This is a genomic window from Streptomyces sp. NPDC030840 (assembly GCF_055572015.1).
On sequence record NZ_JBVIEE010000002.1, the window covers coordinates 453,019 to 477,106 of the forward strand.

23 protein-coding genes and 1 pseudogene are annotated in these 24,088 nt (G+C 72.9%); 15 read left to right on the forward strand and 9 right to left on the reverse strand.

What is annotated here, in order from left to right; translation table 11 throughout:
• Positions 1–17: 17 nt before the first annotated feature.
• Both ACZ49J_RS06000 and ACZ49J_RS06005 read right to left on the reverse strand, forming a co-directional pair.
• Positions 18–365: a tetratricopeptide repeat protein gene (locus ACZ49J_RS06000; protein ID WP_467448361.1), complete on the reverse strand. Its 348-nt coding sequence runs from the start codon at positions 363–365 to the stop codon at positions 18–20.
• Between the two features lie 101 nt (positions 366–466).
• The gene (locus tag ACZ49J_RS06005; RefSeq protein ID WP_467448357.1) at positions 467–1,861 is read right to left on the reverse strand and encodes a PepSY-associated TM helix domain-containing protein; all 1,395 of its coding nucleotides are present in this window, start codon (positions 1,859–1,861) and stop codon (positions 467–469) included.
• 183 nt (positions 1,862–2,044) lie between these two features.
• On the opposite strand from ACZ49J_RS06005, the gene ACZ49J_RS06010 reads away from it, so the two are divergent.
• The gene (locus ACZ49J_RS06010; protein ID WP_467448355.1) at positions 2,045–2,701 is read left to right on the forward strand and encodes a peptide deformylase; all 657 of its coding nucleotides are present in this window, start codon (positions 2,045–2,047) and stop codon (positions 2,699–2,701) included.
• A gap of 52 nt (positions 2,702–2,753) precedes the next feature.
• On the opposite strand, the gene ACZ49J_RS06015 is transcribed toward ACZ49J_RS06010, so the two are convergent.
• A complete protein-coding gene (locus ACZ49J_RS06015) occupies positions 2,754–4,205 on the reverse strand; it encodes a dihydrolipoyl dehydrogenase family protein (RefSeq protein ID WP_467448354.1) in 1,452 nt (483 codons plus the stop codon).
• Between the two features lie 129 nt (positions 4,206–4,334).
• Here ACZ49J_RS06015 and trxA point away from each other — a divergent pair, with 129 nt between their 5' ends.
• The gene (gene trxA, locus ACZ49J_RS06020; protein ID WP_467448352.1) at positions 4,335–4,727 is read left to right on the forward strand and encodes a thioredoxin; all 393 of its coding nucleotides are present in this window, start codon (positions 4,335–4,337) and stop codon (positions 4,725–4,727) included.
• A gap of 36 nt (positions 4,728–4,763) precedes the next feature.
• On the opposite strand, the gene ACZ49J_RS06025 is transcribed toward trxA, so the two are convergent.
• The 3 genes from ACZ49J_RS06025 to ACZ49J_RS06035 form a co-directional block, all read right to left on the reverse strand.
• On the reverse strand, positions 4,764–6,200 hold the full coding sequence (locus tag ACZ49J_RS06025) for a benzaldehyde dehydrogenase (RefSeq protein WP_467448350.1): 1,437 nt from the start codon (positions 6,198–6,200) through the stop codon (positions 4,764–4,766).
• A 329-nt stretch (positions 6,201–6,529) separates the two neighbouring features.
• A complete protein-coding gene (locus ACZ49J_RS06030) occupies positions 6,530–7,564 on the reverse strand; it encodes a LacI family DNA-binding transcriptional regulator (protein WP_467448348.1) in 1,035 nt (344 codons plus the stop codon).
• 105 nt (positions 7,565–7,669) lie between these two features.
• A complete protein-coding gene (locus ACZ49J_RS06035; protein WP_467448347.1) occupies positions 7,670–8,575 on the reverse strand; it encodes a LysR family transcriptional regulator in 906 nt (301 codons plus the stop codon).
• A gap of 114 nt (positions 8,576–8,689) precedes the next feature.
• Between ACZ49J_RS06035 and ACZ49J_RS06040 the strand changes: the two genes are divergently transcribed.
• From ACZ49J_RS06040 to ACZ49J_RS06075, 8 genes and pseudogenes are all read left to right on the forward strand, one after another.
• Positions 8,690–8,920 (forward strand): hypothetical protein, encoded by a 231-nt coding sequence (locus tag ACZ49J_RS06040; RefSeq protein ID WP_467448346.1) that lies wholly within the window; start codon positions 8,690–8,692, stop codon positions 8,918–8,920.
• A 90-nt stretch (positions 8,921–9,010) separates the two neighbouring features.
• A complete protein-coding gene (locus ACZ49J_RS06045) occupies positions 9,011–10,018 on the forward strand; it encodes an FkbM family methyltransferase (protein WP_467448344.1) in 1,008 nt (335 codons plus the stop codon).
• Positions 10,019–10,181: 163 nt separating this feature from the next.
• Positions 10,182–11,150: an alpha/beta hydrolase gene (locus tag ACZ49J_RS06050; protein ID WP_467448343.1), complete on the forward strand. Its 969-nt coding sequence runs from the start codon at positions 10,182–10,184 to the stop codon at positions 11,148–11,150.
• A 293-nt stretch (positions 11,151–11,443) separates the two neighbouring features.
• Positions 11,444–12,460: a helix-turn-helix domain-containing protein gene (locus tag ACZ49J_RS06055; RefSeq protein WP_467448342.1), complete on the forward strand. Its 1,017-nt coding sequence runs from the start codon at positions 11,444–11,446 to the stop codon at positions 12,458–12,460.
• Positions 12,461–12,595: 135 nt separating this feature from the next.
• Positions 12,596–14,017 carry an amidase gene (locus ACZ49J_RS06060; protein ID WP_467448340.1) on the forward strand — a complete coding sequence of 474 codons (1,422 nt, stop codon included), beginning with the start codon at positions 12,596–12,598 and terminating at the stop codon, positions 14,015–14,017.
• A gap of 15 nt (positions 14,018–14,032) precedes the next feature.
• On the forward strand, positions 14,033–14,179 hold the full coding sequence (locus ACZ49J_RS06065) for a hypothetical protein (protein WP_467448338.1): 147 nt from the start codon (positions 14,033–14,035) through the stop codon (positions 14,177–14,179).
• A 138-nt stretch (positions 14,180–14,317) separates the two neighbouring features.
• Positions 14,318–15,695 (forward strand): annotated as a pseudogene (locus ACZ49J_RS06070) (SPFH domain-containing protein).
• 64 nt (positions 15,696–15,759) lie between these two features.
• On the forward strand, positions 15,760–16,206 hold the full coding sequence (locus tag ACZ49J_RS06075) for a type II toxin-antitoxin system PemK/MazF family toxin (RefSeq protein ID WP_467448337.1): 447 nt from the start codon (positions 15,760–15,762) through the stop codon (positions 16,204–16,206).
• A gap of 54 nt (positions 16,207–16,260) precedes the next feature.
• Here the strand turns inward: ACZ49J_RS06075 and ACZ49J_RS06080 are convergent, their stop codons facing one another.
• Complete coding sequence (locus ACZ49J_RS06080; RefSeq protein WP_467448336.1) at positions 16,261–17,082, reverse strand: TIGR02452 family protein; 822 nt, start codon at positions 17,080–17,082, stop codon at positions 16,261–16,263.
• 264 nt (positions 17,083–17,346) lie between these two features.
• Here ACZ49J_RS06080 and egtA point away from each other — a divergent pair, with 264 nt between their 5' ends.
• From egtA to egtD, 4 genes are read left to right on the forward strand one after another with little or no spacing between them, the layout of a single operon-like run.
• Complete coding sequence (gene egtA / locus ACZ49J_RS06085; protein WP_467448334.1) at positions 17,347–18,621, forward strand: ergothioneine biosynthesis glutamate--cysteine ligase EgtA; 1,275 nt, start codon at positions 17,347–17,349, stop codon at positions 18,619–18,621.
• Positions 18,618–19,955, forward strand: coding sequence for an ergothioneine biosynthesis protein EgtB (gene egtB / locus ACZ49J_RS06090; protein WP_467448333.1), 1,338 nt, complete (start codon positions 18,618–18,620; stop codon positions 19,953–19,955). The genes egtA and egtB overlap by 4 nt, the downstream gene beginning before the upstream one ends.
• A complete protein-coding gene (egtC, locus tag ACZ49J_RS06095; RefSeq protein ID WP_467448331.1) occupies positions 19,955–20,785 on the forward strand; it encodes an ergothioneine biosynthesis protein EgtC in 831 nt (276 codons plus the stop codon). The genes egtB and egtC overlap by 1 nt, the downstream gene beginning before the upstream one ends.
• Positions 20,782–21,744, forward strand: coding sequence for an L-histidine N(alpha)-methyltransferase (gene egtD, locus ACZ49J_RS06100; protein WP_467448329.1), 963 nt, complete (start codon positions 20,782–20,784; stop codon positions 21,742–21,744). The genes egtC and egtD overlap by 4 nt, the downstream gene beginning before the upstream one ends.
• A 64-nt stretch (positions 21,745–21,808) precedes the next feature.
• Here egtD and ACZ49J_RS06105 read toward each other — a convergent pair whose 3' ends face one another.
• Positions 21,809–23,071, reverse strand: coding sequence for an extracellular solute-binding protein (locus tag ACZ49J_RS06105; protein WP_467448327.1), 1,263 nt, complete (start codon positions 23,069–23,071; stop codon positions 21,809–21,811).
• 232 nt (positions 23,072–23,303) lie between these two features.
• Here ACZ49J_RS06105 and ACZ49J_RS06110 point away from each other — a divergent pair, with 232 nt between their 5' ends.
• The gene (locus ACZ49J_RS06110) at positions 23,304–23,519 is read left to right on the forward strand and encodes a dodecin (protein ID WP_467448326.1); all 216 of its coding nucleotides are present in this window, start codon (positions 23,304–23,306) and stop codon (positions 23,517–23,519) included.
• 33 nt (positions 23,520–23,552) lie between these two features.
• Here ACZ49J_RS06110 and ACZ49J_RS06115 read toward each other — a convergent pair whose 3' ends face one another.
• The gene (locus ACZ49J_RS06115; protein WP_467448324.1) at positions 23,553–24,074 is read right to left on the reverse strand and encodes a phosphatase domain-containing protein; all 522 of its coding nucleotides are present in this window, start codon (positions 24,072–24,074) and stop codon (positions 23,553–23,555) included.
• Between the last annotated feature and the right edge of the window lie 14 nt (positions 24,075–24,088).

Genomic DNA, 24,088 nt, shown 5'->3' on the forward strand with positions numbered 1-24,088 from the left:
AGCCCGCCGTTCGGTTCTCAGAGCTGCTCGAACTCGCCGGCGAGGGCGGAGGCGATCCGCAGGTGCGACTTGGCCTCCTCGTGCCGCCCCTGCCGCTCAAGGGTGCGCCCCAGCATCAGCCGGGCGTAGTGCTCCACCGGATCACGCTCGACGAGCACGCGCAACTCGGCCTCCGCTCGGTGCAGTTGGGCCGAGTGGTAGTAGGCGCGCGCCAGCAGCAGCCGCGGTCCGGTCTGCTCCGGAACCTCCTCGACCAGCCCGCCGAGGGTCCGCGCCGCGGCGGTGTAGTCCTTGGCGTCGAAGAACATCCGCGCCCGCTCCCAGCGCTCCGCCGCCGTTCCGTGGTCGTAGTACGTCGTGTCCACTCGTGACCTCCTTCGCGGCTTACAACGGAGCTGGGAGGTTGAACATTCCACTACTTGCCCGCGCCCGTCACACGGACGCCACCTGCCCCCCGGAGGCAGTCCTACGGCGCGTACGTCCGCTTCCCCTTCCGGTACGCGATCTCACCGAGCACGACGTCCACCACGACGAAGGCCGCGAGCGGAATGCCCAGGAGCGGGACGAAGTACCCGAGGACGGCGACGGCCGCCAGCGCCGGGACCAGGATCTGCGGGGGTACCTGCTGCCAGGCGCCACGCGGGACGGGGCGTCCGAAGGCCGAGTCGCGTCCCCGCTGCCACCACATGCGGTAGCCCCACAGGATGAGGAGGATCAACGAGGCCGCGACGGCCATCAGGGCGAGTTGGTTGACCAGGCCGAACAGGACACCGGTGTGGGCGTCGATGCCCCAGCGGGTCAGCTTGGCGAGCACGGGGAAGTCGGCGAACCGGAGGGTGTCCGTGACCTCGCTGGTCGCCGGGTCCACGGCCACCGCGTCCTGCTTCGTGGGCCAGCCGCGCTGGATCTGCCGGACGACGTACCCGGAGGCCGCGTCGGCGGGCGGCACGATCTCGACCGGGTCGCCGAGGCCCTTGGCGCGCGCCGCCGCGAGGATCTTGTCGAGGTCGCCCTCGGCCGGTTTGCCGGACGAGTCCCCGCCCTCGCCGTGCCCCGCGTGGTCGCCCGCAGCCGCCGATATCGCCGGGGTCGCCTGGCCGAGCGAGGTGCGCAGGGTGTCGATGTTGGCCCCGGCGTACGCGGACCAGGTCAGGCCGGTCGCGGAGAGGAAGAAGAACCCGGCGGCGGCCCACGCGCCGACGGTGCCGTGCAGGCCGAGGGTACGGCGCCGGCCACTGGTGCCGCGCACCTTGCGCTGGGCCTTGCGACGACCGAACCACAGCGCGATCCCGCCGGCCGCGATCACCCACAGCCAGCTGGCGGCGAGTTCGCTGTAGAGGCGGCCGTTCTCCCCGAGGTGCAGATCGCGGTGGAACTCGTCGAGCCACGTCCGCAGCGGCAGCGCGCCCGTCGAGCCGTACTGTTCGAGCGAGCCGCGCACCTCGGCGGTGTACGGGTCGACGAACACCGCGAGCGTGTGGGTCTCGTCGACGCCGGGGACGCCGGACAGCAGCACTCTGGTCGTGGCGTCGTCCTCCGGCGACACCCGCACGGCGGAGACCGTGCCCTCGGGGTGGGCCTTGCGGGCGGCGGCCACCTGCTCGGAGATCGGCAGCTCGCGGTCGCCGACCGGGACGGTCAGTTCGTCCGCGTACACGATCTTCTCGGCCTGGAACGAGGCCGCGTACAGCAGGCCGGTCAGAGCGGCGACCAGCAGGAACGGGGCGACGAGGAGGCCGGCGTAGAAGTGCAGCCGCAGCACGAGCGGTTTGAGCGTCCGGAGGGCGGCGGCCCGGGGTTCGAGGGCGGCGGGGACCGGCTTCGGGGACTCGCCCGTCTCGGTCGTGGGAACGGTGGACATCGGCGGGCTGCTCCGGGGAGGAAGGGGACGTCGCTTGCGGTCCAGTAGTCGGAGCCGCAAGGCCTGCAGTTCCCGGACATTCCTGTGACGCGCGCCACAAAGGCCGACGCCCGGCCGTGTGGTCTGTACCTCTTCCGGCCGATCCGCCCCACATCGCGCGACGCGTCTTGGCATGCTGGCGCGATGGCATCAGAGAGCGACCGTCCGACCTCCCTCCCGCTCCGCGACCGGGTCGAGGAACTCCTCTCCCACGAGGGCCCGTTGCCGATCGTCGCCGCGGGCGACCCGGTGCTGCGCCGACCCGCCGAGCCCTTCGACGGCCAGCTGGACCCCGCACTCCTCGTCCGCTTCGTCGTCGCCCTGCGCGCGACCATGCACGCCGCGCCCGGAGTCGGGCTCGCCGCACCGCAGGTGGGCGTGGGGCTGCGGATCGCCGTCATCGAGGACCCGGCGCCGGTTCCCGAGGAGGTGCGGCTCGCGCGCGGCCGGGTGCCGCAGCCGTTCCGCGTCCTGGTCAACCCGCGGTACGAGGCCGTGGGCACCGAGCGTGCCGCGTTCTTCGAGGGCTGCCTGAGCGTGCCGGGCTGGCAGGCCGTGGTGGCCCGGCCCGCCCGGGTACGGCTCACGGGGCTGGACGAGCACGGCGGCGCGGTGGACGAGGAGTTCTCCGGCTGGCCCGCCCGTATCGTCCAGCACGAGACGGACCACCTGGACGGCACGCTCTACCTCGACCGCGCCGAACCGCGTTCCCTGTCCTCGAACCAGGCCGTGGCCGATCTCTGGAACGAACCGGTGCCGCGCCGGGCGGCGCGGTCCCTCGGCTTCACGCTGCCCGGCTGACGGGCGGCGACCGGCCTGTGCGGTCAGGCCGTCCCCGCCCCCCTGTCCCGGCTCAGGCGTCCCTGAAGGCCTCCAGCAGCCGCAGCCAGACCTCGCTGATCGTCGGGTAGGACGGCACCGCGTGCCAGAGGCGGCTGATCGGGACCTGTCCGGCGACCGCGATCGACGCCGAGTGGATCAGTTCGCCGACGCCGGGGCCGACGAAGGTGACGCCGCGCAGGATCTCCTCCTCCAGGTCGACGACCATGCGCGCGCGGCCGCGGTAGCCGTCCGCGTAGAGGCCCGCCCCGGCGACCGAGGCGAGGTCGACGTCGACGGCGCGGACGCGGTGGCCCGCCTGTTCGGCCTCGGCCAGCGAGAGGCCCACGGCCGCGGCCTCCGGGTCGGTGAAGACGACCTGGGGTACGGCCGCGTGGTCGGCGGTGGCGGCGTGGGCGCCCCAGGGGTCGGACTCCAGGAGGGGTACGCCGGCCGCGCGGGCGGCGATGGCGGCGCCGGCGATACGGGCCTGGTACTTGCCCTGGTGGGTGAGCAGCGCACGGTGGTTGACGTCACCGACCCCGTACAGCCAGTCGCTCTCCGTGACGCGCAGGCTGTCGTCGACCGGCAGCCAGGAGCCCGGCTCCAGGCCGACCGTGTCGAGGCCGATGTCGTCGGTGCGCGGGGCGCGCCCGGTGGCGAAGAGGATCTCGTCGGCCTCGACCCGGTCCCCGGCGTCGGTGCGCACGACGACGGTGCCGTTCTCGCGGGTGACCGACTCGACCGACGTCCCCGTGCGCACGTCCACCCCGGCCTCGCCCAGCGCCTCGGCGACGAGTTCCCCGGCGAAGGGCTCCATGCGGGGCAGCAGGCCCTTGCCGCGGACCAGCATGGTGACCCGGGAGCCCAGCGCCTGCCAGGCCGTGGCCATCTCCACGGCCACGACGCCGCCGCCGACCACGACCAACCGTCCGGGCACAGCCCGCGCGCTGGTGGCCTCGCGGCTGGTCCAGGGCCGAACCCCGTCCAGGCCCGGCAGGTCGGGCACGAGGGCGCGGCTGCCGGTGCACACGGCGACGGCGTGCCGGGCGGTCAGCACCTGGCGGGCGCCGTCGGGGCCGTCGACCGTGACCCGGCGGGTGCCGTCGAGGCGTCCGTGGCCCCGGTACAGATCCGCGCCGATGCTCTCCAGCCACTGGATCTGGCCGTCGTCCTTCCAGTGCGAGGTCTGGTAGTCGCGGTGGGCGAGGACCTCGGCCGCGTCGAGGGCCCCCTCGGCCAGGTGCCGCAGTCCCGGTACGCGGCGTGCGTCGGCGCGGGCGATGACCGGGCGCAACAGGGCCTTGCTGGGCATGCAGGCCCAGTACGAGCACTCGCCGCCGACGAGTTCGTTCTCCACGACCGCGGTGGACAGGCCGGCCGCGCGGGTGCGGTCGGCCACGTTCTCCCCCACGGGCCCGGCACCGAGCACAACGACGTCGTACGTGAGGGGTGCTGTGTGTTCTGCGGTTTCCGTGTCCGTCATGAGGTCAGTCTGGTGGGTGGTGTGCGCCGTGGCCACACGGGTACGCGCGCGGAATACGCCGCCGGACGGCGACGTTGTCGACACCTGTTTGGCCCCCGAGCCATGAACCCCAGGAGAGGGATACACGCGATGAGCAGCACCGTGGAGCTCACCAAGGAGAACTTCGACCAGACGGTCACGGACAACGACTTCGTCCTGATCGACTTCTGGGCGTCCTGGTGCGGGCCGTGCACCCAGTTCGCACCGGTCTACGAGAAGGCGGCCGAGGACAACCCGGACCTGGTGTTCGGGAAGGTGGACACCGAGGCCCAGCCGGAGCTGGCCCAGGCCTTCGGCATCCAGTCGATCCCGACGCTGATGATCGTCCGTGACCAGGTCGCCGTGTTCGCGCAGCCGGGCGCCCTGCCCGAGTCCGCCCTGACGGACGTCATCGGGCAGGCCCGGAACCTGGACATGGACGAGGTCCGCAAGGCGGTCGCCGAGCAGCAGGCACAGGCCGAGGGGAACGGCCAGGTCCAGTAGTCCCGCGAGGCCACTGGACCCGATGCGGCCGGTCGCCTAGAACGGGTACGCCGCCACGTCCCCGCGCACCGTCGTCCAGCGCAGCTCGGTGAAGGCCTCCAGATTGGCCTCGCCGCCGAAGCGGGCGCCGGTGCCGGAGGCGGCGATCCCGCCGAAGGGTGCGACGGCCTCGTCGTTGACGGTCTGGTCGTTGATGTGGGCGATGCCGGTCGGAATGCGCTCGGCGAGGTCCAGGCCGCGTGCGGTGTCACGGGTGACGATGCCCAGCGACAGCCCGTAGGGGCCGTCCGCCGCGAGGGCGGCCGCCTCGTCGACGTCCTTGAAGGACCGCACGGGCGCGACCGGGCCGAAGACCTCCTCGGCGTACGCGGGCGTGGAGTCGTCGACTCCGGCGAGGACGGTCGGCCGGTAAAACAGCCGCTCGTGGGTGCCGCCCGCCGCGAGCTTGGCACCGCCCGCCGTGCTGGACTCGATCAGGCCCCGGATCTTGGCGAGCTGGTTGTCGTCGATGATGGGCCCGAGGTGCACCTGCTCGCGGTACGGGTCACCCACGGCGAGCGAGTCGGCCTTGGCCGCGAGCCGTTCGACGTACTTATCGTAGAGCGAGACGTGGACGAGGTGGCGGCCCGTCGTCATGCAGATCTGGCCCTGGTGGAAGAACGACCCCCACGCGGCCGTGGAGATCACCGCGTCGATGTCGGCGTCCTCCAGCACGACGAGCGCCGAGTTGCCGCCCAGTTCCAGGTGCGCGCGCTTGAGGTGGCGGCCGGCGGCCTCACCGACGGCGCGTCCGGCGGCCGTGGACCCGGTGAAGGAGATGACCGGCACGAGCGGGTCGGCGACCAGCGCCTGGCCCGCCTCCGGACCGCCGGGCAGCACGTGCAGCAGGCCGTCGGGGAGCCCTGCCTCGGCGAGGACGGCGGCCAGGGAGAGCCCGCCGCAGACGGCGGTGCGCGGGTCGGGCTTCAGGACGACGCCGTTGCCGAGGGCGAGGGCCGGGGCGACGGAGCGGATGGACAGGATCAGCGGGGCGTTGAACGGTGAGATCACGCCGACCACGCCGACCGGCACCCGGCGGGTGTACGACAGCCGGGGCGCCTCGGAGGGAAGTATCTGGCCGGACGGCCGTGAGGCCAGCGCGGCCGCCTCGTAGCACTCCTGGGCCGCCACATGCAGCTCGAACTCGGCCTTGCCGGGTATGGAGCCGGACTCCCGCACGATCCAGTCGCGCAGTTCCTCGGCGTGCGCGGTGAACAGGTCGCCCGCCTTGCGCAGCACGCCGGCGCGGACGAAGTGCGGCGTGCGGGCCCACTCGGTCTGCGCGGCGCGGGCCTCGCGCGTGGCCGTCGCCACGTCGTCGGCGGAGGCCAGCGTGACGGTGGCGAGCTGCTCGCCGGTCGCGGGCTCGGTGACGGCGTACTCACCGCCCGACAGGGTGCGGGACTGCCAGGTCTTCGGGTCGAGCAGCGGCATGACGGCGCTCCGATCGTTCACTGATCACCGGGGGGGCTGACGACTCCCGACGCACGAACCGGGCTCGCGCCCGGGGCTCACCCGTGCGGGCGGGAGTCCCGTGTGGTTGGCGGCCGGTTCGGCGGCCGCGCGGCGGGACGCCGTGGTCGGCCGCAGCCGCGCGAGCTGAAGCCGGTGGTCGAAGACGCCCCATCTTGTTGAGCGTGCAACATCCTAGCCAAAGTCGTGGGAAAAACGTGTCGCCTGCCACACCTGATCGACACACAAGGCCAGTGGCTGCCGAGGAGTCGCGTGACCCGCTCGGTCGCCGCACCGGGTACCCCGGCCTGTCAGGTCGACTCCCGGTGCACCACCCGGAACCCGAGTACCTGGTTCGTCTCGGGAACCCCGCCGGGATCGTTGACCACCCGGTCCACCAGGTCCGCGAAATCGCGCCCGGCGGGCAGCTCCATGTGGACGGTGCTCAGGCGCGGCCTCCACAGCCGGCCGAGCATCAGGTCGTCGGCGCCGATCACCGCCGTCTCCTCGGGGACGGCGATGCCCTCGTCCTGGAGGGCGCGCATCAACAACATCGCGTACTCGTCGTTGTACGCGAACACCGCGTCAAGGCCGAGGGAGCGCCAGCGCCCCGCGAGCTCGGCCGCGGCCTTCTCCTCGTACGCGAGCGGCAGTTCGGTCACGGTGGCGTCCGTGTCCCGCACCGCCTGCTGCACACCGGCGAGTCGGGGCCGGGAGTAGATGCCCAGCCCGCGCTCCTCGGGCAGCACCACACCGATACGGCGGCGGCCGCGGGCCAGCAGGTGTTCCGCCGCGCTGCGCCCGACCTCACGGTGGTCCAGGAGCATCCCGTGCGAGCCCTCGACGGGCTCGGGTCCCATGGTGACGACGGCCCGGGCGCCGGACCGCTTGAGCACGGCGACCCCCTTCGGCCCGAGACCGGAGCCGGGCACGATCACCGCGACCGGGCGCAGTTCGGCCCAGGCACGGGCGGCGTCGTCACCGTGGAGACCGATGCTGCCGTACTGGACGACTGTGTAGTCGAGGCGGCTGAGCGCCCACTGGATCTCATAGATGAACCCGCTGTACAGCGGGTTCGCGGGGACGTGCGGAGCGGGCATCAGCACCAGGCGGCTGTGTCCGGCCCGCAGGCTGCGTGCGGCGGCGTGCGGCACGTATCCGAGTTCCTTGGCCGCCTCGTGGACGCGGCGGCGAGTCGGCTCGCTGATCCGGACGGCGCTGGTGTTGTTGAGGACGTAGCTGACGGTCGCGCGAGAAACACCCGCAAGGCGCGCCACATCGGCACTCGTCGGCACGGATCGCTGTGCGGGCGGCGGAGGGGCGGGCTGGTTCGGTATCTGGACCATGACGTACGCATCTTTGCAGAAGCTGTGACGGGCCTTTGAGCAGGGGCCGTCGGGCGGTGGCAGGGCAGGTTGCGGTGTCGCACGGGCCGGTCCCTTGCGGGACGGTCACGCGACCGCCGTAGGTGCCACCATACGCAACTCGCGCAACGCCGCGACGACGGCAAGGCGTTGGGCGCCGCCGCCACGCGTGCACGTCAGCAATTTGCGATGGGGGTCGCCGGCGCAGCGGACGCGGGTGATGGGCAGGTGGGGAGTCAGTTGGGCGAGGCGCGGAATGAGCGCGACGCCGAGCCGGTGCGCGACGAGATGCGCCGAGACGTTCCAGTCCAGTGCATGGTGCACGATGTTGGGGCTGAAGCCGGCGCCACCGCAGGCCGACAGCACGTGCGGCCTGCACGGACTCTCGGGCACCGGGGCGATCCAGTCCTCGTGCGCCGCCTCCGCGAGATCGACGCGCCCGCGGCCCGCGAGGGGGTGGTCGTCGGGGACGACCAGGTCGAACGGGTCGTCGAGAAGCGGCTGTTGGTCGAAGCGCTCGTCGGCGAGAGGCGGGTTGTGCGGGGTCGCCTCGACGACCGCCAGGTCGATCTCTCCTTCGAAGAGCAGGTCGAAGCTCTCCGGCACCCCCGCCTCCTGGATCCGTACGCTCAGCCGCGGGTGGAGGGTACGCAGGCGGGCCGCCGTCGGGGCGAGCAACACCGAGACGGCGACGGGGAATCCGCTCACGCGCAGGATGCCGGACGGGGACCCCTGGTCGGCGCGCAGGTCGAGTTCGGCCTGCTCCCAGCGGGCCTGGATGGCGTCGGCGTGCGCGAGCAGGCTCTGTGCCGCCGGAGTGAGCCGGACCCCGCGGCCCTGCGGTTCGAGCAGGTCGACGTCCAGGTCGCGGGCGAGCTGACGGATCTGTTGCGAGGCGGCGGACGGTGTGAAGTGCAGGGCGCGGGCGGCCGCGGTGACCGTGCCGTAGTGGGCGACCGCCCTGAGGACGTGCAGTCGGCGCAGGTCAATCATGAAGGCTACGCTTCAAGGTGGAGTGCAGAAAGTCAACCTGGACGTGTACGACGGCTTCGGCCCACCCTGGCTGTGTCGCGACGGTCAACCATGTCCGCCTCAGGAGGAGTTGCCATGACCAGCACGTTGGCCGGAGCCTGCCCGCACTGCGGCTGGCCCGACCGCGCCGAGCCCTTCCAGGTCGTGTCCCGGCACGTCACGGGCGCGGGTCACACCGTCTGGATCCGCTGCGGGTGCGGCTCGCTCCAGGTCCGCGTCGTCGACGAGCGCGGCATGCGCGTCGTCTCCCGAAGCCGCCCCGCCCCGGACGGTGTGGGCGAACCGTGCGGCTCGGCCGGCGGCTGACCGCGCGGCGCGGCGGGCAGGCGAGCGACTCCCGACTTGAATTCGCTCAAGCGTGCACCCGTATCACGCCAACTCTGCGAGGGTGGGCGGATGGAGACGCTTTACAGGAGACTGCTCAGGCTGATGCCCCGTATGGGTCTGCAGGTCACCGACCTCGGGCCGGGAACCGCGGTGGTGTCCCGGCGTGGCGGGCCCGCCCGGATCCCGCTGCAGCCGGGCGCGGACCTGCTGGCCAGGGGCGCCGGCCGGTATTCCGTGACCCGCGCGGGAAAGGGCATGTGGGTGGTCCTCGACAAGAAGGCCCACAGCACCGCTCAGTCGCCCGGCAAGTGGACCGACGTCCGCCTGGGCGACACCGGCGCCCACCTGTTGATGACCGAGAACGCCAGGGCGGACGAGCGCCGGTTCCAGCTGGCGGCCGGGGAGTACCTGTGCGCCCAGCACGTGGCGGGGATGCTGGCGGCCTACGAGGTGAACTGCGTGTTCGACGTGGGGGCCAACGCCGGCCAGTACGCCAGGCGGTTGCGCCGGTTCGGCTACACCGGCCGGATCGTCTCCTTCGAGCCCACCGCGGAGGCCTTCGCCCGCCTCGAACGGGCCTCGGCGGACGACCCCGAGTGGCAGGTGCACCACTTCGCCCTGGGACGTGAGGAGACCACGCAGTCCATCCACACCGGCTGGAAGTCGATGAACTCGCTGCTGCCGCCGAGCGACTACGGCCGGGGCCGCTACAAGCGGTTCGCGAAGTCGCAGACGGAGGAGATCGAGATCCGGCGGCTCGACGGGGTGTTCGAGAAGGCCCTGGACGGCATCGACGACCCCCGGCCCTACCTCAAGATGGACACGCAGGGCTACGACCTGGAGGTCTTCGCGGGCGCCGGCGAGCGGGTCGAGGACTTCGTGGGCCTGCAGTCGGAGGTCGCCGCCCTGCGGCTGTACGAGGGCAGCCCGGAGATGAGCGAGGCGATCGCCACGTACGAGCGCGCCGGGTTCGGGATCACCGGCATGTATCCCGTCACGCGGGAGGAGAGCACGGGCCGGGTGGTCGAGTTCGACTGCGTGATGATGCGCGCGGACGCGGCTCCCGCGCAGGGCTGAGGGCTCCCGCCGCGGTCCGCCCTGTACGGTGGTCCGCCCTGTACGGTGCCACCCGCCGGTTGGCGGGCACGTGCCGCCGTACGGCGGACTGCGGGGGCGGGTCCGGCGTGCGGATCATGGGCCGTACGAGCCGTCGGCTCGGCACGCCCGTGAGGAGAACCCCATGACCCGGACCCCGCCGCCGTTCGACCCCGAGCTCGCCGCCGCCCTGGAAGTGGTCGCCGAGTCGCTGCCCTCGTCGTTCACGCTCGACGGGATCGCCGAGATGCGCCAGGGCCTGGCCTTCCTGGACCACCCCGAGGAGGCACTGGCCCGTGACGGGTTCTTCGAGGTCGAGGACCGGACGGTGCCGGGGCCGCAGGGCGCGCCCGACATCTCGCTGCTGATCTGCCGGCCCGCCGGCTCCGTCGGCGGGCGGCCGGTGATCTACCACACCCACGGTGGCGGGATGATCCTCGGCAACAACAGGATCGGCGTCGACCTCGCCCTGGACTGGGCGCGGGAGCTGGACGCGGTCGTGGTGTCCGTGGAGTACCGGCTGGCGCCGGAGCATCCGCACCCGGCGCCGGTCGAGGACGTCTACGCCGGCCTGCTGTGGACGGCGGAGCACGCCAAGGAGATCGGCGGCGATCCCGAGCGGATCGTGATCGTGGGCGGCAGCGCGGGCGGGGGTCTGACGGCCGCGCTGGCCCTGCTGGCCCGGGACCGCGGGGGTCCTCGGCCGATCGGGCAGATGCTGCTGTGCCCGATGCTGGACGACCGCAACGACACTCCGTCCTCCTACCAGATGGCGGGGCTCGGTGTCTGGGACCGCGCGTCCAACGAGACCGGGTGGACCGCGCTCCTTGGCGACCGGCGGGGTGGGCCGGACGTGTCCCCGTACGCGGCTCCGGCCCGGGCCGAGGACCTGTCCGGGCTTCCGCCCGCGCTTCTCGACGTGGGGTCCGCGGAGACCTTCCGGGACGAGACGGTGGCGTACGCCTCGCGGATCTGGCAGGCGGGTGGGGTCGCCGAGCTGCACGTCTGGCCCGGCGGCTTCCACGGCTACGAGGGGTTCGCGCCGCAGGCCGCCGTTTCGCAGGCCACGGTGGCCGCGCGGCTGGCGTGGCTGCGGCGGCTGCTGGGCGAGTGATCTCGCCCCCGCCGCCCCTACCCTCCCCCACCATCCCTGGAGGCTGCGCCCCCAGACCCCCGCTATCGGCCGTGCGGCCTCGTCCTCGAACGCCGGACGGGCTGATGGTTCAGCCCCTGGGGGCACCTCCCAGCGGTGGCTGGGGGAGTTTGAGGAGCAGGGGTCCGGGGGCCGGCCCCCGAAAGCGGGGTTGAAGGGGCGGAGCCCCTCGAGGACGGGACGGGTAGGGGCGGCGGGGGCAGAACACATCCTCAGGCCTACGACATCCGGCAGGAATACCGCACCATGGGCCTATGAAAGAGCTGGCCGGGCGCCTGACCGCGCTCGACCCGGACGCCGGTGCCGCCGTACGGGTCATCGCCTACTTCGACCGACTGGCCGAGTCCCGGGCCGGCCTGGAGGCGCTGGTCCGTGGCGCGGCCGTACTGGCCGGCTGCCCGGCACGGCTCGTCGATCACGGTCGGCGCGTGCGGGTGCGCGTCGAGCCCGACGGCAGCCGCCGGGACGACCCCGCGGGCCTCCCCCCGGCCCCCGACTGGCCCTGGGAGGCGCTGACGCCGGACGGCGCCGCGGCCCTGTGGCTGGAGCGCGCCGAGCCCGGGCCGAGCGTGGTCGACGCGGTGATCCTGGAGCGTGCGGCGGGCGCGATCAAACTGGTCCTGGACCGTACCCGGGGCCGGGCACCCGTCTCCCCCGCCGACGACCCGGCCCTCGTGGAGACCGTCCTCGACGCCAACGCCACCGAACAGGCCCGCCGGCACGCTGCCCGGCTCCTGGGCCTCGACACCGGTGACCCGGCCACGCGGGCCCGCGCCCTCGCGTCCCTCGCCGGCCCGCCACGGATCCTGTCCGCGCCCACGGCGGACACCCGGTTGCCCGGGGGACGCCTCGGTGTCGGCCCGGCCGTGCCCGTGCTCGACCTGCCCCGTTCCTGGGCCGCCGCCCGTACCGCCCTCCGGTTCACCGCCGAGGGGACCGCGCGCGATCCGGGCCCCAGGGTCGTGCACGCCGACGAGCTGGGAGGTATCGCCCTCCTCGCCGATGCCGTCGTTGCGGGCGCGGAGCCGCCGCCCGACGTCCGCGCCCTGGACAGCGCCGCGGCGGACGCTCCCTGGGTGCTGGCCACCCTGTACGCCGTCGCCTCCACGGCGAGCCTGCGCGCGGCGGCCGCCGAGGTCAACGTCCACCACTCGACTCTCCAGGACCGGCTGGCCCACGCCGAGTCGCTCCTCGGCTGGCCGGTCCGCCCTCCTCAGGGCCGGCTGCGGTTGCAGCTCGCCCTCGCCGTGCGGCGGCTGGCGCGGGGGTAGGGGAACGAGCGGGTCCGCGCCGCGAACCGCCGTCCCAGCCTGCGACGTTCCGCATCTCGTGCCACCGGGCCCGCCAGGACGTTACCGTTCGGTAGACAACGTCCCACCGGAGCGTCCCACCCGGAGGTGTCCCGTATGGCTCCCGACCGATCCGCGGGTCTGGCGGAGTGCGTTCGCACGCTGGCCGCCGGGGAGGTGACGTCGCGGACGCTCGTCGAGCGGGCGCTGGCCCGCATCGAGGCGACCCAGCCGACGGTCAACGCCTTCCGCCGGGTACGGGCGGAGGCGGCCCTCGCCGAGGCCGACGCCGCGGACAAGGCACTGGCCGCGGGTGAGCGGCGCCCACTGCTCGGGGTGCCGGTGGCCGTGAAGGACGACATGGACGTCGCCGGCGAACCCACCGCGTTCGGCTGCCAGGGGGAGTTCCCGCCGCGCACTGAGGACGGCGAGGCGGTACGGCGGCTGCGCGCGGCCGGCGCGATCGTCGTCGGCAAGACCAACACCTGCGAGCTGGGCCAGTGGCCGTTCACCGAAGGGCCCGCCTTCGGCGCCACCCGCAACCCCTGGCACCCCGACCACACCCCGGGCGGCTCGTCCGGAGGTTCGGCTGCCGCGGTCGCCGCGGGCCTGGTCCCGGCCGCGCTGGGCTCGGACGGCGCCGGCTCGGTGCGCATCCCCGCGTCCTGGACCCACCTCGTCGGCATCAAGCCGCAGCGCGGACGCATCTCGACCTGGCCACGCCCGGAGTCCTTCCAGGGCATCACGGTCAACGGCACGCTCGCCCGCACGGTCGCCGACGCCGCCCTCCTCCTGGACGCGGCGAGCGGCAACCACGAGGGCGACCTGCACCGCCCGCCCGCGCTGAGGGTCTCCGAGGCGGTGGACCGCGACCCCGGACGGCTCAGGATCGCCGTGTCCCTCAAACCGCCCTTCACCGCACTGCCCGCGCGACTCGATCCCCGTGTGCGGGAGCGTGTCCTGGCCGTCGCGGAGCGGCTGGCCGCGCTGGGGCACGAGGTCGAGGAGGCGGAGCCGAGTTACGGACGGATCGGTCTGACGTTCGTGCCGCGCGCCACCGCCGGAATCGCCGAGTGGGTGCGCGAGGTCCCCCACCCGCACCTCCTCGACCGGCGCACACTCGACTCCGCCCGCCTGGGCCGGTTGCTGGCCGGGACGCCCCTGCGGGTGGCCCGCCGCGCGGAGGCCTCGCTGCACCGGCGGATCGGGGCGCTCTTCACGTCGTACGACGTCATGCTGGCGCCGACGACCGCCGCTCCCCCACCGCGTATCGGCGCCATGCTGCACCTCGGCGGGCTCGGCACCGACCGGGCGATGATCGCGGCGTGCCCGTACGCCTGGCCGTGGAACGTGCTGGGCTGGCCCGGGATGAACGTCCCCGCCGGGTTCGTCGACGGACTGCCCGTGGGTGCCCAGTTGCTCGGCCCGGCGAACAGCGAACCCCTTCTCGTGTCGCTGGCCGCGCAGTTGGAGGCGGACCAGCGGTGGCACGAACGGTGGCCGCCCCTGCCGTCCGCCGCGGATCCCACTGCCGCGTGAGGGAGCGTCGGAGACGTGATCGTCCGGGTGCGGGGCGGCGCCGAGCACTTCCTCGCGTACGCGGCGTCCGCCAAGGAGCGGATCGAGCCGGGGACCGTGGTGATGGTGGTGGAGTACCTTCCGCCGCGGACGGTCCATGTGACGGCGGTGTACGACAGTTGAGTGCGCCGCACTCCAGGTGAGAGCGGTGCGTCAAGGTTCCGGCAAGGTTTCACCGGCTCCTGTACCCGGGGCTTGCGCGGAGGGACACTCGCGTTCGTTCGGTGCCGTCAGGGCACCATGCAAAGGGGGCGAGTGCCGATGGTCATCGGCGTCGTCGCGGGGGCCGCCGTCCTCGCGCTCATTTTCATCGACGGTGTTCTCGAGCTCATGTGGCGCCCGGTGTGCAGGCGGTGCGCAAGCTGTCGCTCGACCTGAACGAGACCGAGCTGTCCGTCGACTGCGTGACCCACCAGGGCATCCCGCTGAAGGTGCGGGACGTGGTCATCTTGAAGGTCGGCGACGACTTCGTGTCGATCGCCAACGCGGCCCGCCGGTTCCTGGACCAGCAGAAGTTGATCTCGGAACGCGTGCACAACGTGTTCGTCATCTGCGGTCGATCGTGGGCGGGTTGACGGTCGAGGACATGATCCACGACCGGGAGAAGCTGACCGGGCAGACACGGGCCGCCTGCGGGACGGAGATGGAGAAGCTGGGGCTGATCGTCGACTCGCTGCAGATCCACGAGGTCGAGGACCCGACGGGCTACACGCAGAACCTGGCCATGCCCCACGCGGCGGCCGTGCAGCGGGACGCGCGCATCGCGCAGGCCGAGGCCAACCGCCTGGCCACGGAGGCCGAGCAGCAGTCGTTCGCCCGTATGGCCGAGGCGACCCGGGACAGCGAGATCCTCCAGGCCGGCTACCAGGCCGAGCGCGACAAGACCGCGACGCGGGCCCGGCAGGCCGGACCGCTGGAGGACGCCGCCGCCCGCCAGGAGGTCGTGGTCCAGGAGACGCGGGTCGCCGAACTGGAGGCCCACCGCAGGGAACAGCAGCTCCAGGCCGATGTCCGCAAACCCGCGGACGCGGCAGCGTACGAGAAGCGCACGCTGGCCGAGGCCGAGCGCGACGCGCGGATCTCCGCCGCCCAGGCCAAGGCGAAGGAGACGGAGCTGGCGGCCGCGGCCGAGGCGACCCGGGTCAAGGCCGCCGCGGGCGCCGAGGCCGGGGACACGAGGGCGCGGGGCGCCGCCGCCGCCGCGACCGCGACCCGCGCCACCGGTGAGGCGGAGGCCGCACCCCAGCAGGCGAAGGGCCTGGCGGTCGCCGAGGCCGCACGGGCCAGGGGTCTCCCGGAGGCCGAGGCCATCAAGGCGCGTGCCGCCGCCCTCGCGGAGAACCAGGAGGCCGTGGTCGCCCAGCAACTCGCCGAAAGGGGGCCGGAGATCGTGCTGGCAGGCGCGAGCGCCTTCGGCAGCGTCGACAACATGGTGCTGCTCAACGGCGCCGACGGCATGGCCGACATGTTCGCGAAGGCGCTCGCCATGGGCGGTACGGGGCTGGGGCTCGCCCGTCAGCTCCTCGCGTCGATGAACCAGTGCGGCACCGCGGGAGGCGGCAGCGGTGTTGCCGCCGGGCTCAACGGGTTCGTTCCGCCGCGGGCGGAGACGGTGCCGGTCGACGAGGGAGAAAGGTGACGTGAGGAGGGCGAGGGGGGCCTGGCGTGTACCGGGGTCGACCTGAGGCTCTAACGTGGCCCGCGTGACTGCGTTCGCCGCTGAAGACGTCCCCGGCCGCCACGGCCCCTCCGCCACCACCGAGGCCGACCCGCGCAAGGTCGGCCGTGTGCGCACCGAGTACTCGCCCGCCCACGACGGCGACCCCGATCCCGGGGAGATCGTCTGGACGTGGGTGCCGTTCGAGGAGAACGACGGGCGGGGCAAGGACCGGCCCGTGCTGGTGGTCGCCCGCGAGCCCTCGGGCACCCTGCTCGCCGTACAGCTCTCCAGCAAGCGGCACGACGGCGACAGGGAGTGGGTGCCGATCGGGAGCGGGCCGTGGGACCGGTCGGGGCGGGAGTCCTGGGTGGACGTGGACCGGGTGCTGCGGCTGTACGAGGCGGGGATGCGGCGGGAGGCGTGTGCGCTTGACCGGATGCGGTTCAACTCCGTGGTGCGGCGGTTGCGGGAGCGGTACGGGTGGGTTTGAGCCGTGTGCCGGGTGCGGGTCCGTTGTGGCTTGTCGCGCAGTTCCTCGCGCCCCTTAAGAGCCTGTGAACGCCCGTTCGAAGGCACCCCGGGTCATCGCCCCCTGTGTGCGGTCCAGCACGCCGAACACCACCTGCTCGAAGTGCCCCTCGAAACGACCCTTCACCAGCAGTTCCCTGAACGCCTCCGCCACCTGCCCCGGGTCGTTCCCGAAGACCCCGCATCCCCACGCGCCCAGCACCACCTTCCGGTAACCGCACGCCGCGGCCGTCTCCAGTACCCGTTCGGCGCGCGCGGCGAGGGCTCGCGGCAGTTCGGGCACGCGCTCCGGCGCCGTACGGCGTATGACTGACGCGTTCGGTGCGGCCGCGGTCAGGAAGCCCGCGGTGTACGGCGCGTCCAGGAGCCGTCCCCGGTCGTCGCGGAAGACGGGGACGGCGGGTGAGTGGATGACGCGGTCCGTGTAGAAGGGGTCGCGGTGGGCGCGGTGGTGGTCGTAGAACGCGCGGACCTCGCGGACGCACGCGTACAGCGCGGAGGCTCGGCACAGGGCCTCCTCCTGGGCCTGCGCGCCGTTGAGGAAGCCGCCTCCCGGGTTGCGGGCGGAGGCGAAGTTCAGGACGGCGACCGGCGGGCCGTCGTCCCGGACCAGCCGCCGTGCGGCCTCCAGGCTGCTTTCCCCTGTGACTTCGATCCGCGTGGGAGTGGGGTCGACCCGCGGCGTCTCGATCGGGTCCGGGCCGAACAGCCGCGCGCCGGCCCGCGCCGCCGCGACACTCGCCGCGATGGACACCTCGCGCCCGTCGGCCGCACAGTAGGCGCCCTTGGCGACGATCTCCTCCGTCTCCCGCGCGATGCCGCGCAGGCGCGCGCTCATGACGACTCCCCCGTCGTGCTCATGCACGCATCCTGAGCGATGCTGATCCTGAGCCGCAACGGAATTTCCTGGTCCGCAGCGGCTCGTGAAGGCTGCGAGAACAGAGCGTGGGCACCCCGGGAGAAAGAGTTTTCGAATACCGAAAGACACGATGTGCGCCCTTGTGCGAACCGGCGCAAGGGTTTTGGGTGGGACGAGCGTTGCCGGTCGGGCACCAACCGAAGCCGGACCGGCGGCATGGCGGAATCTCAGGAGGATCCCTACATGTCCGATTCACCCAGTGGCTGTACGGAGCGGCGCTCCGCCGTCACCGAGGCAGAGGTCGAGGCCCTGGTCCGCGGCATCTGCTTCAAGACCGGCCCGCCCCGCACCCTCGGTGTCGAAGTGGAATGGCTCGTCCACGAGCTGCGTGACCCGCGGCTCCCGGTACCACCCGAACGTCTCGAAGCGGCCTACGCCGCACTGCGGGCCCTGCCCCTCTCCTCGGCGCTCACCGTCGAACCGGGCGGCCAGCTGGAGCTCAGCTCGGCACCCGCCGCCTCCCTGACAGGCGTCATCGAGTCCGTCTCCGCCGATCTGGACGCCGTCCGCGCGGTACTGCGCGAGGCGGGACTCGTCCTGAACGGCTTCGGCCAGGACCCCTGGAACCTTCCCCGCCGCTATCTGCACGAGCCCCGCTACGACGCGATGGAGCAGTGTCTCGACCGCTTCGGGCCCGAGGGCCGGGCGATGATGTGCTCCTCCGCGTCCGTCCAGGTGTGCCTGGACGCCGGGTACGAGGAGCCGGGCCCCCTGGGCTACGGGCGGCGCTGGTGGCTGGCGCACCAGGTGGGCGCGATCCTGCTGGCGGCGTTCGCCCACTCCCCGCTCGCCCGTGGCCGCGTCACCGGCTGGCGTTCCACGCGGCAGTCGCTCTGGGCGGCGATGGACCCCGGCCGGGCCGGCGCTCCCCCGCTCGACGGCGATCCGCGGGCGGTCTGGGCGCGGCACGTCCTGGACGCTCCGGTGATGTGCGTCCGCGCCGAGGAAGGCCCCTGGGGCGTCCCGCGGGGCATGAGTTTCCGGGACTGGACCCGGGCACCCGATCCGCCCGGTCGTGCGGATCTCGACTACCACCTGACGACCCTCTTTCCACCCGTCCGGCCGCGCGGTCACCTCGAACTGCGCATGATCGACGCCCAGCCCGGCGAGGACGGGTGGATCGTGCCGTTCGCCGTGACGGCCGCCCTGTTCGAGGACCCCGAGGCGGCGGAGACCGCCTACCGGACCGTCAAGCCGCTGGCGGAGCGGGCAGGTTCGCTGCCCGCCCCGCACAATCCGCTGTGGATCGCGGCCGCCCGATCGGGTCTGGCGGACCCCGAACTGCACGAGGCGGCTCTCGCCTGCTTCCGGGCGGCTGCCGAGGCGCTGCCCCGGCTCGGCGCTGACGCCCGCGTACGGGCGGCCGTCGCCGCCTTCACCGACCGCTATGTGGCCAGGGGCCGCTGCCCCGCCGACGACCTGCTCGACCAGCTCCACGGGAAGGACATCCGCACATGACCGCGCCCGAGACGACCGACCCGGAGATACTCCGTGAGCGCGCGCTCCAGGCGCTGACCAGGGCCCGCGTCCGCACCGCGCTGCTCACCTCCTGTGTCGAGGACCCCGAGCTGACCGCCCAGCACTCGCCGCTGATGTCCCCGCTGGTGTGGGACCTCGCGCACATCGGCAACCAGGAGGAGCTGTGGCTGCTGCGGAACGTCGCGGGGCGCGAGGCCATGCGGCCCGAGATCGACGGGCTGTACGACGCGTTCGAGCACCCGCGGGCGGAGCGGCCCTCGTTGCCGCTGCTGCCGCCCGCCGAGGCCCGCCGGTACGCGGCCGAGGTGCGCGGCCGGGCGCTCGACGTGCTGGAGAGCACCGCGTTCCACGGCACGCGGCTCACCGAGGCGGGTTTCGCGTTCGGGATGATCGCCCAGCACGAACAGCAGCACGACGAGACGATGCTGATCACGCACCAGCTCCGCAAGGGCGACGTGGCCCTGACGGCTCCCGATCCGGAGCCGGTGCCGCCGTTCACGGGGCCCGCCGAAGTGCTCGTGCCCGGTGGCCCGTTCATGATGGGCACGTCGACCGAGCCCTGGGCGCTGGACAACGAACGGCCCGCGCACCGGCGCCTGGTGCCGCCCTTCCACATCGACACCACACCGGTGACCAACGGCGCCTACCAGGCGTTCATCGAGGACGGCGGCTACGGCGACGAGCGCTGGTGGGCCCCGGAGGGCTGGGACCATATCAAGGCGCACGGCATCTCGGCGCCCCTGTTCTGGCGCCGTGACGGCGGGCAGTGGCTGCGGCGGCGCTTCGGCGTCACCGAGGTCGTGCCGCCGGACGAGCCCGTCCTGCACGTGTCCTGGTACGAGGCCGACGCGTACGCGCGCTGGGCGGGGCGCCGGCTGCCCACGGAGGCGGAGTGGGAGAAGGCGGCCCGGTACGATCCGGCCACCGGCCGCTCCCGGCGCTATCCGTGGGGTGACGCCGACCCGGCGCCGGAGCACGCCAACCTCGGCCAGCGCCACCTGCGCCCGGCACCGGCGGGCAGCTACCCGGAGGGCGAATCACCGCTGGGAGTACGCCAGTTGATCGGTGACGTGTGGGAGTGGACGTCGAGCGACTTCCTGCCGTATCCGGGGTTCGCGGCCTTCCCGTACAAGGAGTACTCGGAGGTGTTCTTCGGCTCCGAGTACAAGGTGCTGCGCGGTGGTGCGTTCGCCGTGGACCCGGTGGCGTGCCGGGGGACGTTCCGCAACTGGGACTATCCGGTCCGGCGGCAGATCTTCTCCGGCTTCCGCACGGCGCGGGACGCCTCGCCGGAACTCGCGGAGCTGGGCTGATGTGCCGGCACCTGGCGTTCCTGGGCCCCGAGGAGCCGCTCGGCCGGGTCCTCGTGGACCCGCCGCACAGCCTGTACCGGCAGTCGTGGGCGCCGCGGCGGCAGCGGTACGGAACGGTCAACGCCGACGGTTTCGGCGTCGGCTGGTACGCGGCGGGCGATCCGGTGCCCGGCCGCTACCGGCGGGCCGGGCCGATCTGGGGCGACCAGAGCTTCGCGGACCTGGCCCGGGTCGTGCGGACCACCGGGCTGCTGGCCGCCGTGCGGGACGCGACCGTGGCGGGGGCCGACGGGGAGGCCGCGGCGGCGCCGTTCGCCGCGGGGACCTGGCTGTTCAGCCACAACGGGGCCGTCGCCGGATGGCCGCGCTCCCTGGCCCCGCTGGTCCCGGCCCTGCCTCCGGTGGACCTGCTGTCGATGGAGGCCCGCTCCGACTCGGCGTTCGTCTGGGCGCTGGTGCTGAACCGGCTGCGCGCCGGGCAGGAGGAGGGACAGGCACTCGCCGACACGGTCCTGGAGGTCGCCGAAGCGGCACCCGGTTCCCGGCTCAACCTGCTGCTCACCAATGGCGAGACGATCGCCGCCACCGCCTGGGGCGACACGCTCTGGTACCTGTCCGAGCCCGGCCGCCGCACGGTCGTCGCGTCCGAGCCGTACGACGACGACCCGCACTGGCAGGAGGTGCCCGACCGCACGCTGCTCGCGGCGAGCCGTACGGACGTGCTGCTCACCCCGCTGAAGGACATCGAGAACCTGGCGCTCGACACCACCGACACCACCACGGCATCCGACGACAAGGCACCCGCACCGCCCAAGGAGCCCATCGCGTGAGCCCGTTCCAGCTGACCCGCACCCTGCCCGAGGACGCCACCGGCGCCGCCCTGCGCGCCGATGTCCTGCACGGCCTCACCCGCACACCGAAGACACTGCCGCCAAAGTGGTTCTACGACGCCCACGGCAGTGAGCTGTTCGAGCGGATCACCGAACTGCCCGAGTACTACCCGACGCGCGCCGAGCGCGAGATCCTGCTGGCCCGTGCCACGGAGATCGCGGCCGCGACCGGTGCCCGCACCCTCGTGGAGCTGGGCTCCGGCTCCTCGGACAAGACCCGGCACCTGCTCGACGCCATGCCCGGCCTGCACACGTACGTACCCGTCGACGTCAGCGAGAGCGCGCTGAGGCAGGCGGGCGAGGCACTGGTCGCCGAGCGGCCCGGCCTCCATGTGCACGCGCTGATCGCCGACTTCACCGCCGCGCTGAGTCCGCCTCGGACGCCGGGGCCGCGGCTCCTGGCGTTCCTGGGCGGCACGATCGGCAATCTGCTGCCCGTCGAACGCGCCGGGTTCCTGGCCTCCGTACGGGCTCTGATGTCTCCGGGCGACGCGCTGCTGCTCGGCACGGACCTGGTCAAGGACTCGTCGGTGCTCGTGGCCGCGTACGACGACGCGGCCGGGGTGACGGCCGAGTTCAACAAGAACGTGCTGACGGTCGTGAACCGCGAGCTCGACGCGGACTTCGACCCCGATGCCTTCGACCACGTCGCCGTGTGGGACACGGAGAACGAGTGGATCGAGATGCGGCTGCGGTCGCGGACGGCGCAGACCGTGAAGATACCGGCGGTCGACCTCGCCATCGACTTCGCCGCCGGGGAGGAACTGCGCACCGAGGTCTCGGCGAAGTTCCGCGAGGACGGCGTGCGCGCCGAACTGGCCGCCGTCGACCTGAAGCTGACGCACTGGTGGACGGACCGCGAGGGGAGGTTCGCCCTGTCACTGAGCCAGGCACAGTGAGGTGTGCCGCCGGGCCGGTCCGCCGCACGGGGCCGGCCCGGCGGCCGGTCCGCCTGCCCCCGCGTCAGCCGAGGTGCTCGGTCAGGGCCTCCGTGATCTGCCGGGACGCGCGCTCGGCCTCCGCCCTGGGGTCGGCGCCGGTGAGAACGGCGGTCATGTAGTCCTTGATGGGGTTGTTGGCCTCGACCGCGCCCCACTGGGGCGAGGCGGGGGTGGCCCGGCCCTGCGCGGCGCCCGCCGCCATGGCCGCGACGCCCTCCTCGTCCGCGACCCGGCCCGCGAGGGTGGTCTTGTTGGGCACGTAGTCCATCGCCCGGGCCAGTTCGGTGGCCCACTTGGCACCGACGAGGGCGGAGACGACGGCGACGGCTCCCGCGCGGTCGTCCGTGCGCTCGGGGATGACGAGGTCGGAGCCGCCGGTGAAGACGGCACCGGGCTTGGCGGCCGTCCTGCCGGGGACGGGGAAGTAGCCGAGGTCGTCCTTCAGACCGGGGTTCTGGTTCACGATGGCCTGGGCGAGCCCGGGCACGGCCACGATCTGCGCGACGTTCCCCTTGGCGAACACGTCCGCCTGGGGCGGGTGGTCCTCGTCGGCGTCCATGGGCCCGTCGCCGAGCGCCTGGAGGCGGCGGTAGTAGTCCATGCCGCGCAGGGCTTCGGGGGTGTCCAGCGTGCCCGTCCAGCGGCCGGAGCCGGTCGCGGACTCCTCCGCGAGTTCGCCGCCCTCGTCCCAGACGAACCCGGCGAGTGTGTACCAGTCCTGTCCGGCGAGGTAGATGCCCTGCTGCTGCCCCGAGTCGAGCTTCTTCGTGACGGCGAGCCACTGGTCCCGCGTCTTCGGCAGCTTCTCAACGCCGGCCCGCGCGAACAGGTCCTTGCGGTAGATCACGACACGGTTGGCGGCGTACCAGGGGATGCCGTACTGGTGGTGGAGGTACCGGCCGGGTTCGGCGAGACCGGGCAGCCAGTGGTTCATGTCCCAGTCGCGCATCGACTCCAGGGTCAGGTCGAGCAGCCCGCCCTCGTCGACGTACTGGGCGACCTGGGTGTTGCCGACCTCGATGACGTCGGGTGCGGTGCCGTCGTCCGCCTTGAGCGCCTTGCTCACCTTGTCGCCGATGCCGGTCCATTCCTGGATGCGGATGTCGAGGCGGAGGTCGGTGTGCCTGCGCTCGAAGTCGGCGGTGAACCGCTTGAGGAACGCGTCCGAGGCGCTGTCCTTCATGAGCCACACGGTGACGGTCCGCTGCTCGTCGCCGCCGGGGAGGACGCCGCACGCGGTGAGCAGGGAGAGGGCGAGCAACACGACAGCGGAGCGACGTCTCACGAGGGGGTCCTGTTCTGCCTTGCCGGAGGTCCGGACAGGGAGGATGCGCCCGACGTGGGGGACGAGCTGGTCGCTCGTACGGGTTGGCCGGATTTTGGTATAGACCATTGACTGTCGTCAAGGGCCTGCCGTCGGGGGAGGTCCTCGGTTCGCTCCCCCGACGTCTCGCGGACCGCCGAACTCTGCGGCACCGTGGAGGGACGCGTGGCACCGCGCAGAGAGGATCACTTGCATGTCCGAGCACACCTACCGCGTCACCGAGATCGTCGGCAGCTCCCCCGACGGTGTCGACCAGGCCATCCGCAACGCCATCTCCCGCGCCTCACAGACCCTGCGCCTGCTGGACTGGTTCGAGGTCACGCAGATCAGGGGCCACATCGAGAACGGCGAGATCGAGCACTTCCAGGTCGGCCTGAAGGTCGGCTTCCGGCTGGAGGACCCGCACTGACCGCGCCGGGCGCGCCGTGCCGGTACCGCGCTGTCAGGTCCGCCCCTCCCGTTCCTGCGCCACCTTCAGCGCCGCCGACGTGGCCGCCCACCGCGCGCGTACGACCGTGAAGCCCGCCCTTTCGGCGTCCTCGCAGACCAGTTCGTCGTCGTCCACGAGCACACGGATCTCACGCGTGAGGGCGAGACGGCGCAGGATCTCCAGCTTGGTGCGGCGCGCGGGCCTGCGGTCACCGTCGCGGCGCATGAACACCCGCCCCCCAGGAAGCCCGTGCGCGGCGAGCCAGTCCAGCGTGTCCCGCCGGCAGCGCTCGGGCCGCCCGGTCAGGTACACCACCTCGCACTCCTCGGCGCTCTCCTTCACCAGCGCCACCCCCTGTGCCAGCGGCGGATCACCGGGCGCGGCAGCGAAGAACGCCTCCCAGTCGCGTGGCCTGCGTTCCAGGAACCGCTGCCGGTGCGCGGTGTCGGCGAGGGTGTTGTCCAGGTCGAAGACGGCGAGGGGCCGGTGGTCCTCGCGCGCGGCGGCCCGCGGACCGCTGTTGTGCTCCGTCACGCGGCCCACCCTAG

Excerpts from the sequence above, each read along its gene's own strand:
- ACZ49J_RS06030 (WP_467448348.1), bottom strand. The coding sequence starts at position 7,564 with ATGGTCCAGATACCGAACCAGCCCGCCCCTCCGCCGCCCGCACAGCGA.
- ACZ49J_RS06045 (WP_467448344.1), top strand. The coding sequence starts at position 9,011 with ATGGAGACGCTTTACAGGAGACTGCTCAGGCTGATGCCCCGTATGGGT.
- ACZ49J_RS06015 (WP_467448354.1), bottom strand. The coding sequence starts at position 4,205 with ATGACGGACACGGAAACCGCAGAACACACAGCACCCCTCACGTACGAC.
- ACZ49J_RS06025 (WP_467448350.1), bottom strand. The coding sequence starts at position 6,200 with ATGCCGCTGCTCGACCCGAAGACCTGGCAGTCCCGCACCCTGTCGGGC.
- ACZ49J_RS06060 (WP_467448340.1), top strand. The coding sequence starts at position 12,596 with ATGGCTCCCGACCGATCCGCGGGTCTGGCGGAGTGCGTTCGCACGCTG.
- egtA (WP_467448334.1), top strand. The coding sequence starts at position 17,347 with ATGTCCGATTCACCCAGTGGCTGTACGGAGCGGCGCTCCGCCGTCACC.
- trxA (WP_467448352.1), top strand. The coding sequence starts at position 4,335 with ATGAGCAGCACCGTGGAGCTCACCAAGGAGAACTTCGACCAGACGGTC.
- ACZ49J_RS06055 (WP_467448342.1), top strand. The coding sequence starts at position 11,444 with ATGAAAGAGCTGGCCGGGCGCCTGACCGCGCTCGACCCGGACGCCGGT.
- ACZ49J_RS06005 (WP_467448357.1), bottom strand. The coding sequence starts at position 1,861 with ATGTCCACCGTTCCCACGACCGAGACGGGCGAGTCCCCGAAGCCGGTC.
- egtB (WP_467448333.1), top strand. The coding sequence starts at position 18,618 with ATGACCGCGCCCGAGACGACCGACCCGGAGATACTCCGTGAGCGCGCG.
- ACZ49J_RS06010 (WP_467448355.1), top strand. The coding sequence starts at position 2,045 with ATGGCATCAGAGAGCGACCGTCCGACCTCCCTCCCGCTCCGCGACCGG.
- ACZ49J_RS06080 (WP_467448336.1), bottom strand. The coding sequence starts at position 17,082 with ATGAGCGCGCGCCTGCGCGGCATCGCGCGGGAGACGGAGGAGATCGTC.
- ACZ49J_RS06040 (WP_467448346.1), top strand. The coding sequence starts at position 8,690 with ATGACCAGCACGTTGGCCGGAGCCTGCCCGCACTGCGGCTGGCCCGAC.
- ACZ49J_RS06050 (WP_467448343.1), top strand. The coding sequence starts at position 10,182 with ATGACCCGGACCCCGCCGCCGTTCGACCCCGAGCTCGCCGCCGCCCTG.
- ACZ49J_RS06035 (WP_467448347.1), bottom strand. The coding sequence starts at position 8,575 with ATGATTGACCTGCGCCGACTGCACGTCCTCAGGGCGGTCGCCCACTAC.
- ACZ49J_RS06110 (WP_467448326.1), top strand. The coding sequence starts at position 23,304 with ATGTCCGAGCACACCTACCGCGTCACCGAGATCGTCGGCAGCTCCCCC.
- egtC (WP_467448331.1), top strand. The coding sequence starts at position 19,955 with ATGTGCCGGCACCTGGCGTTCCTGGGCCCCGAGGAGCCGCTCGGCCGG.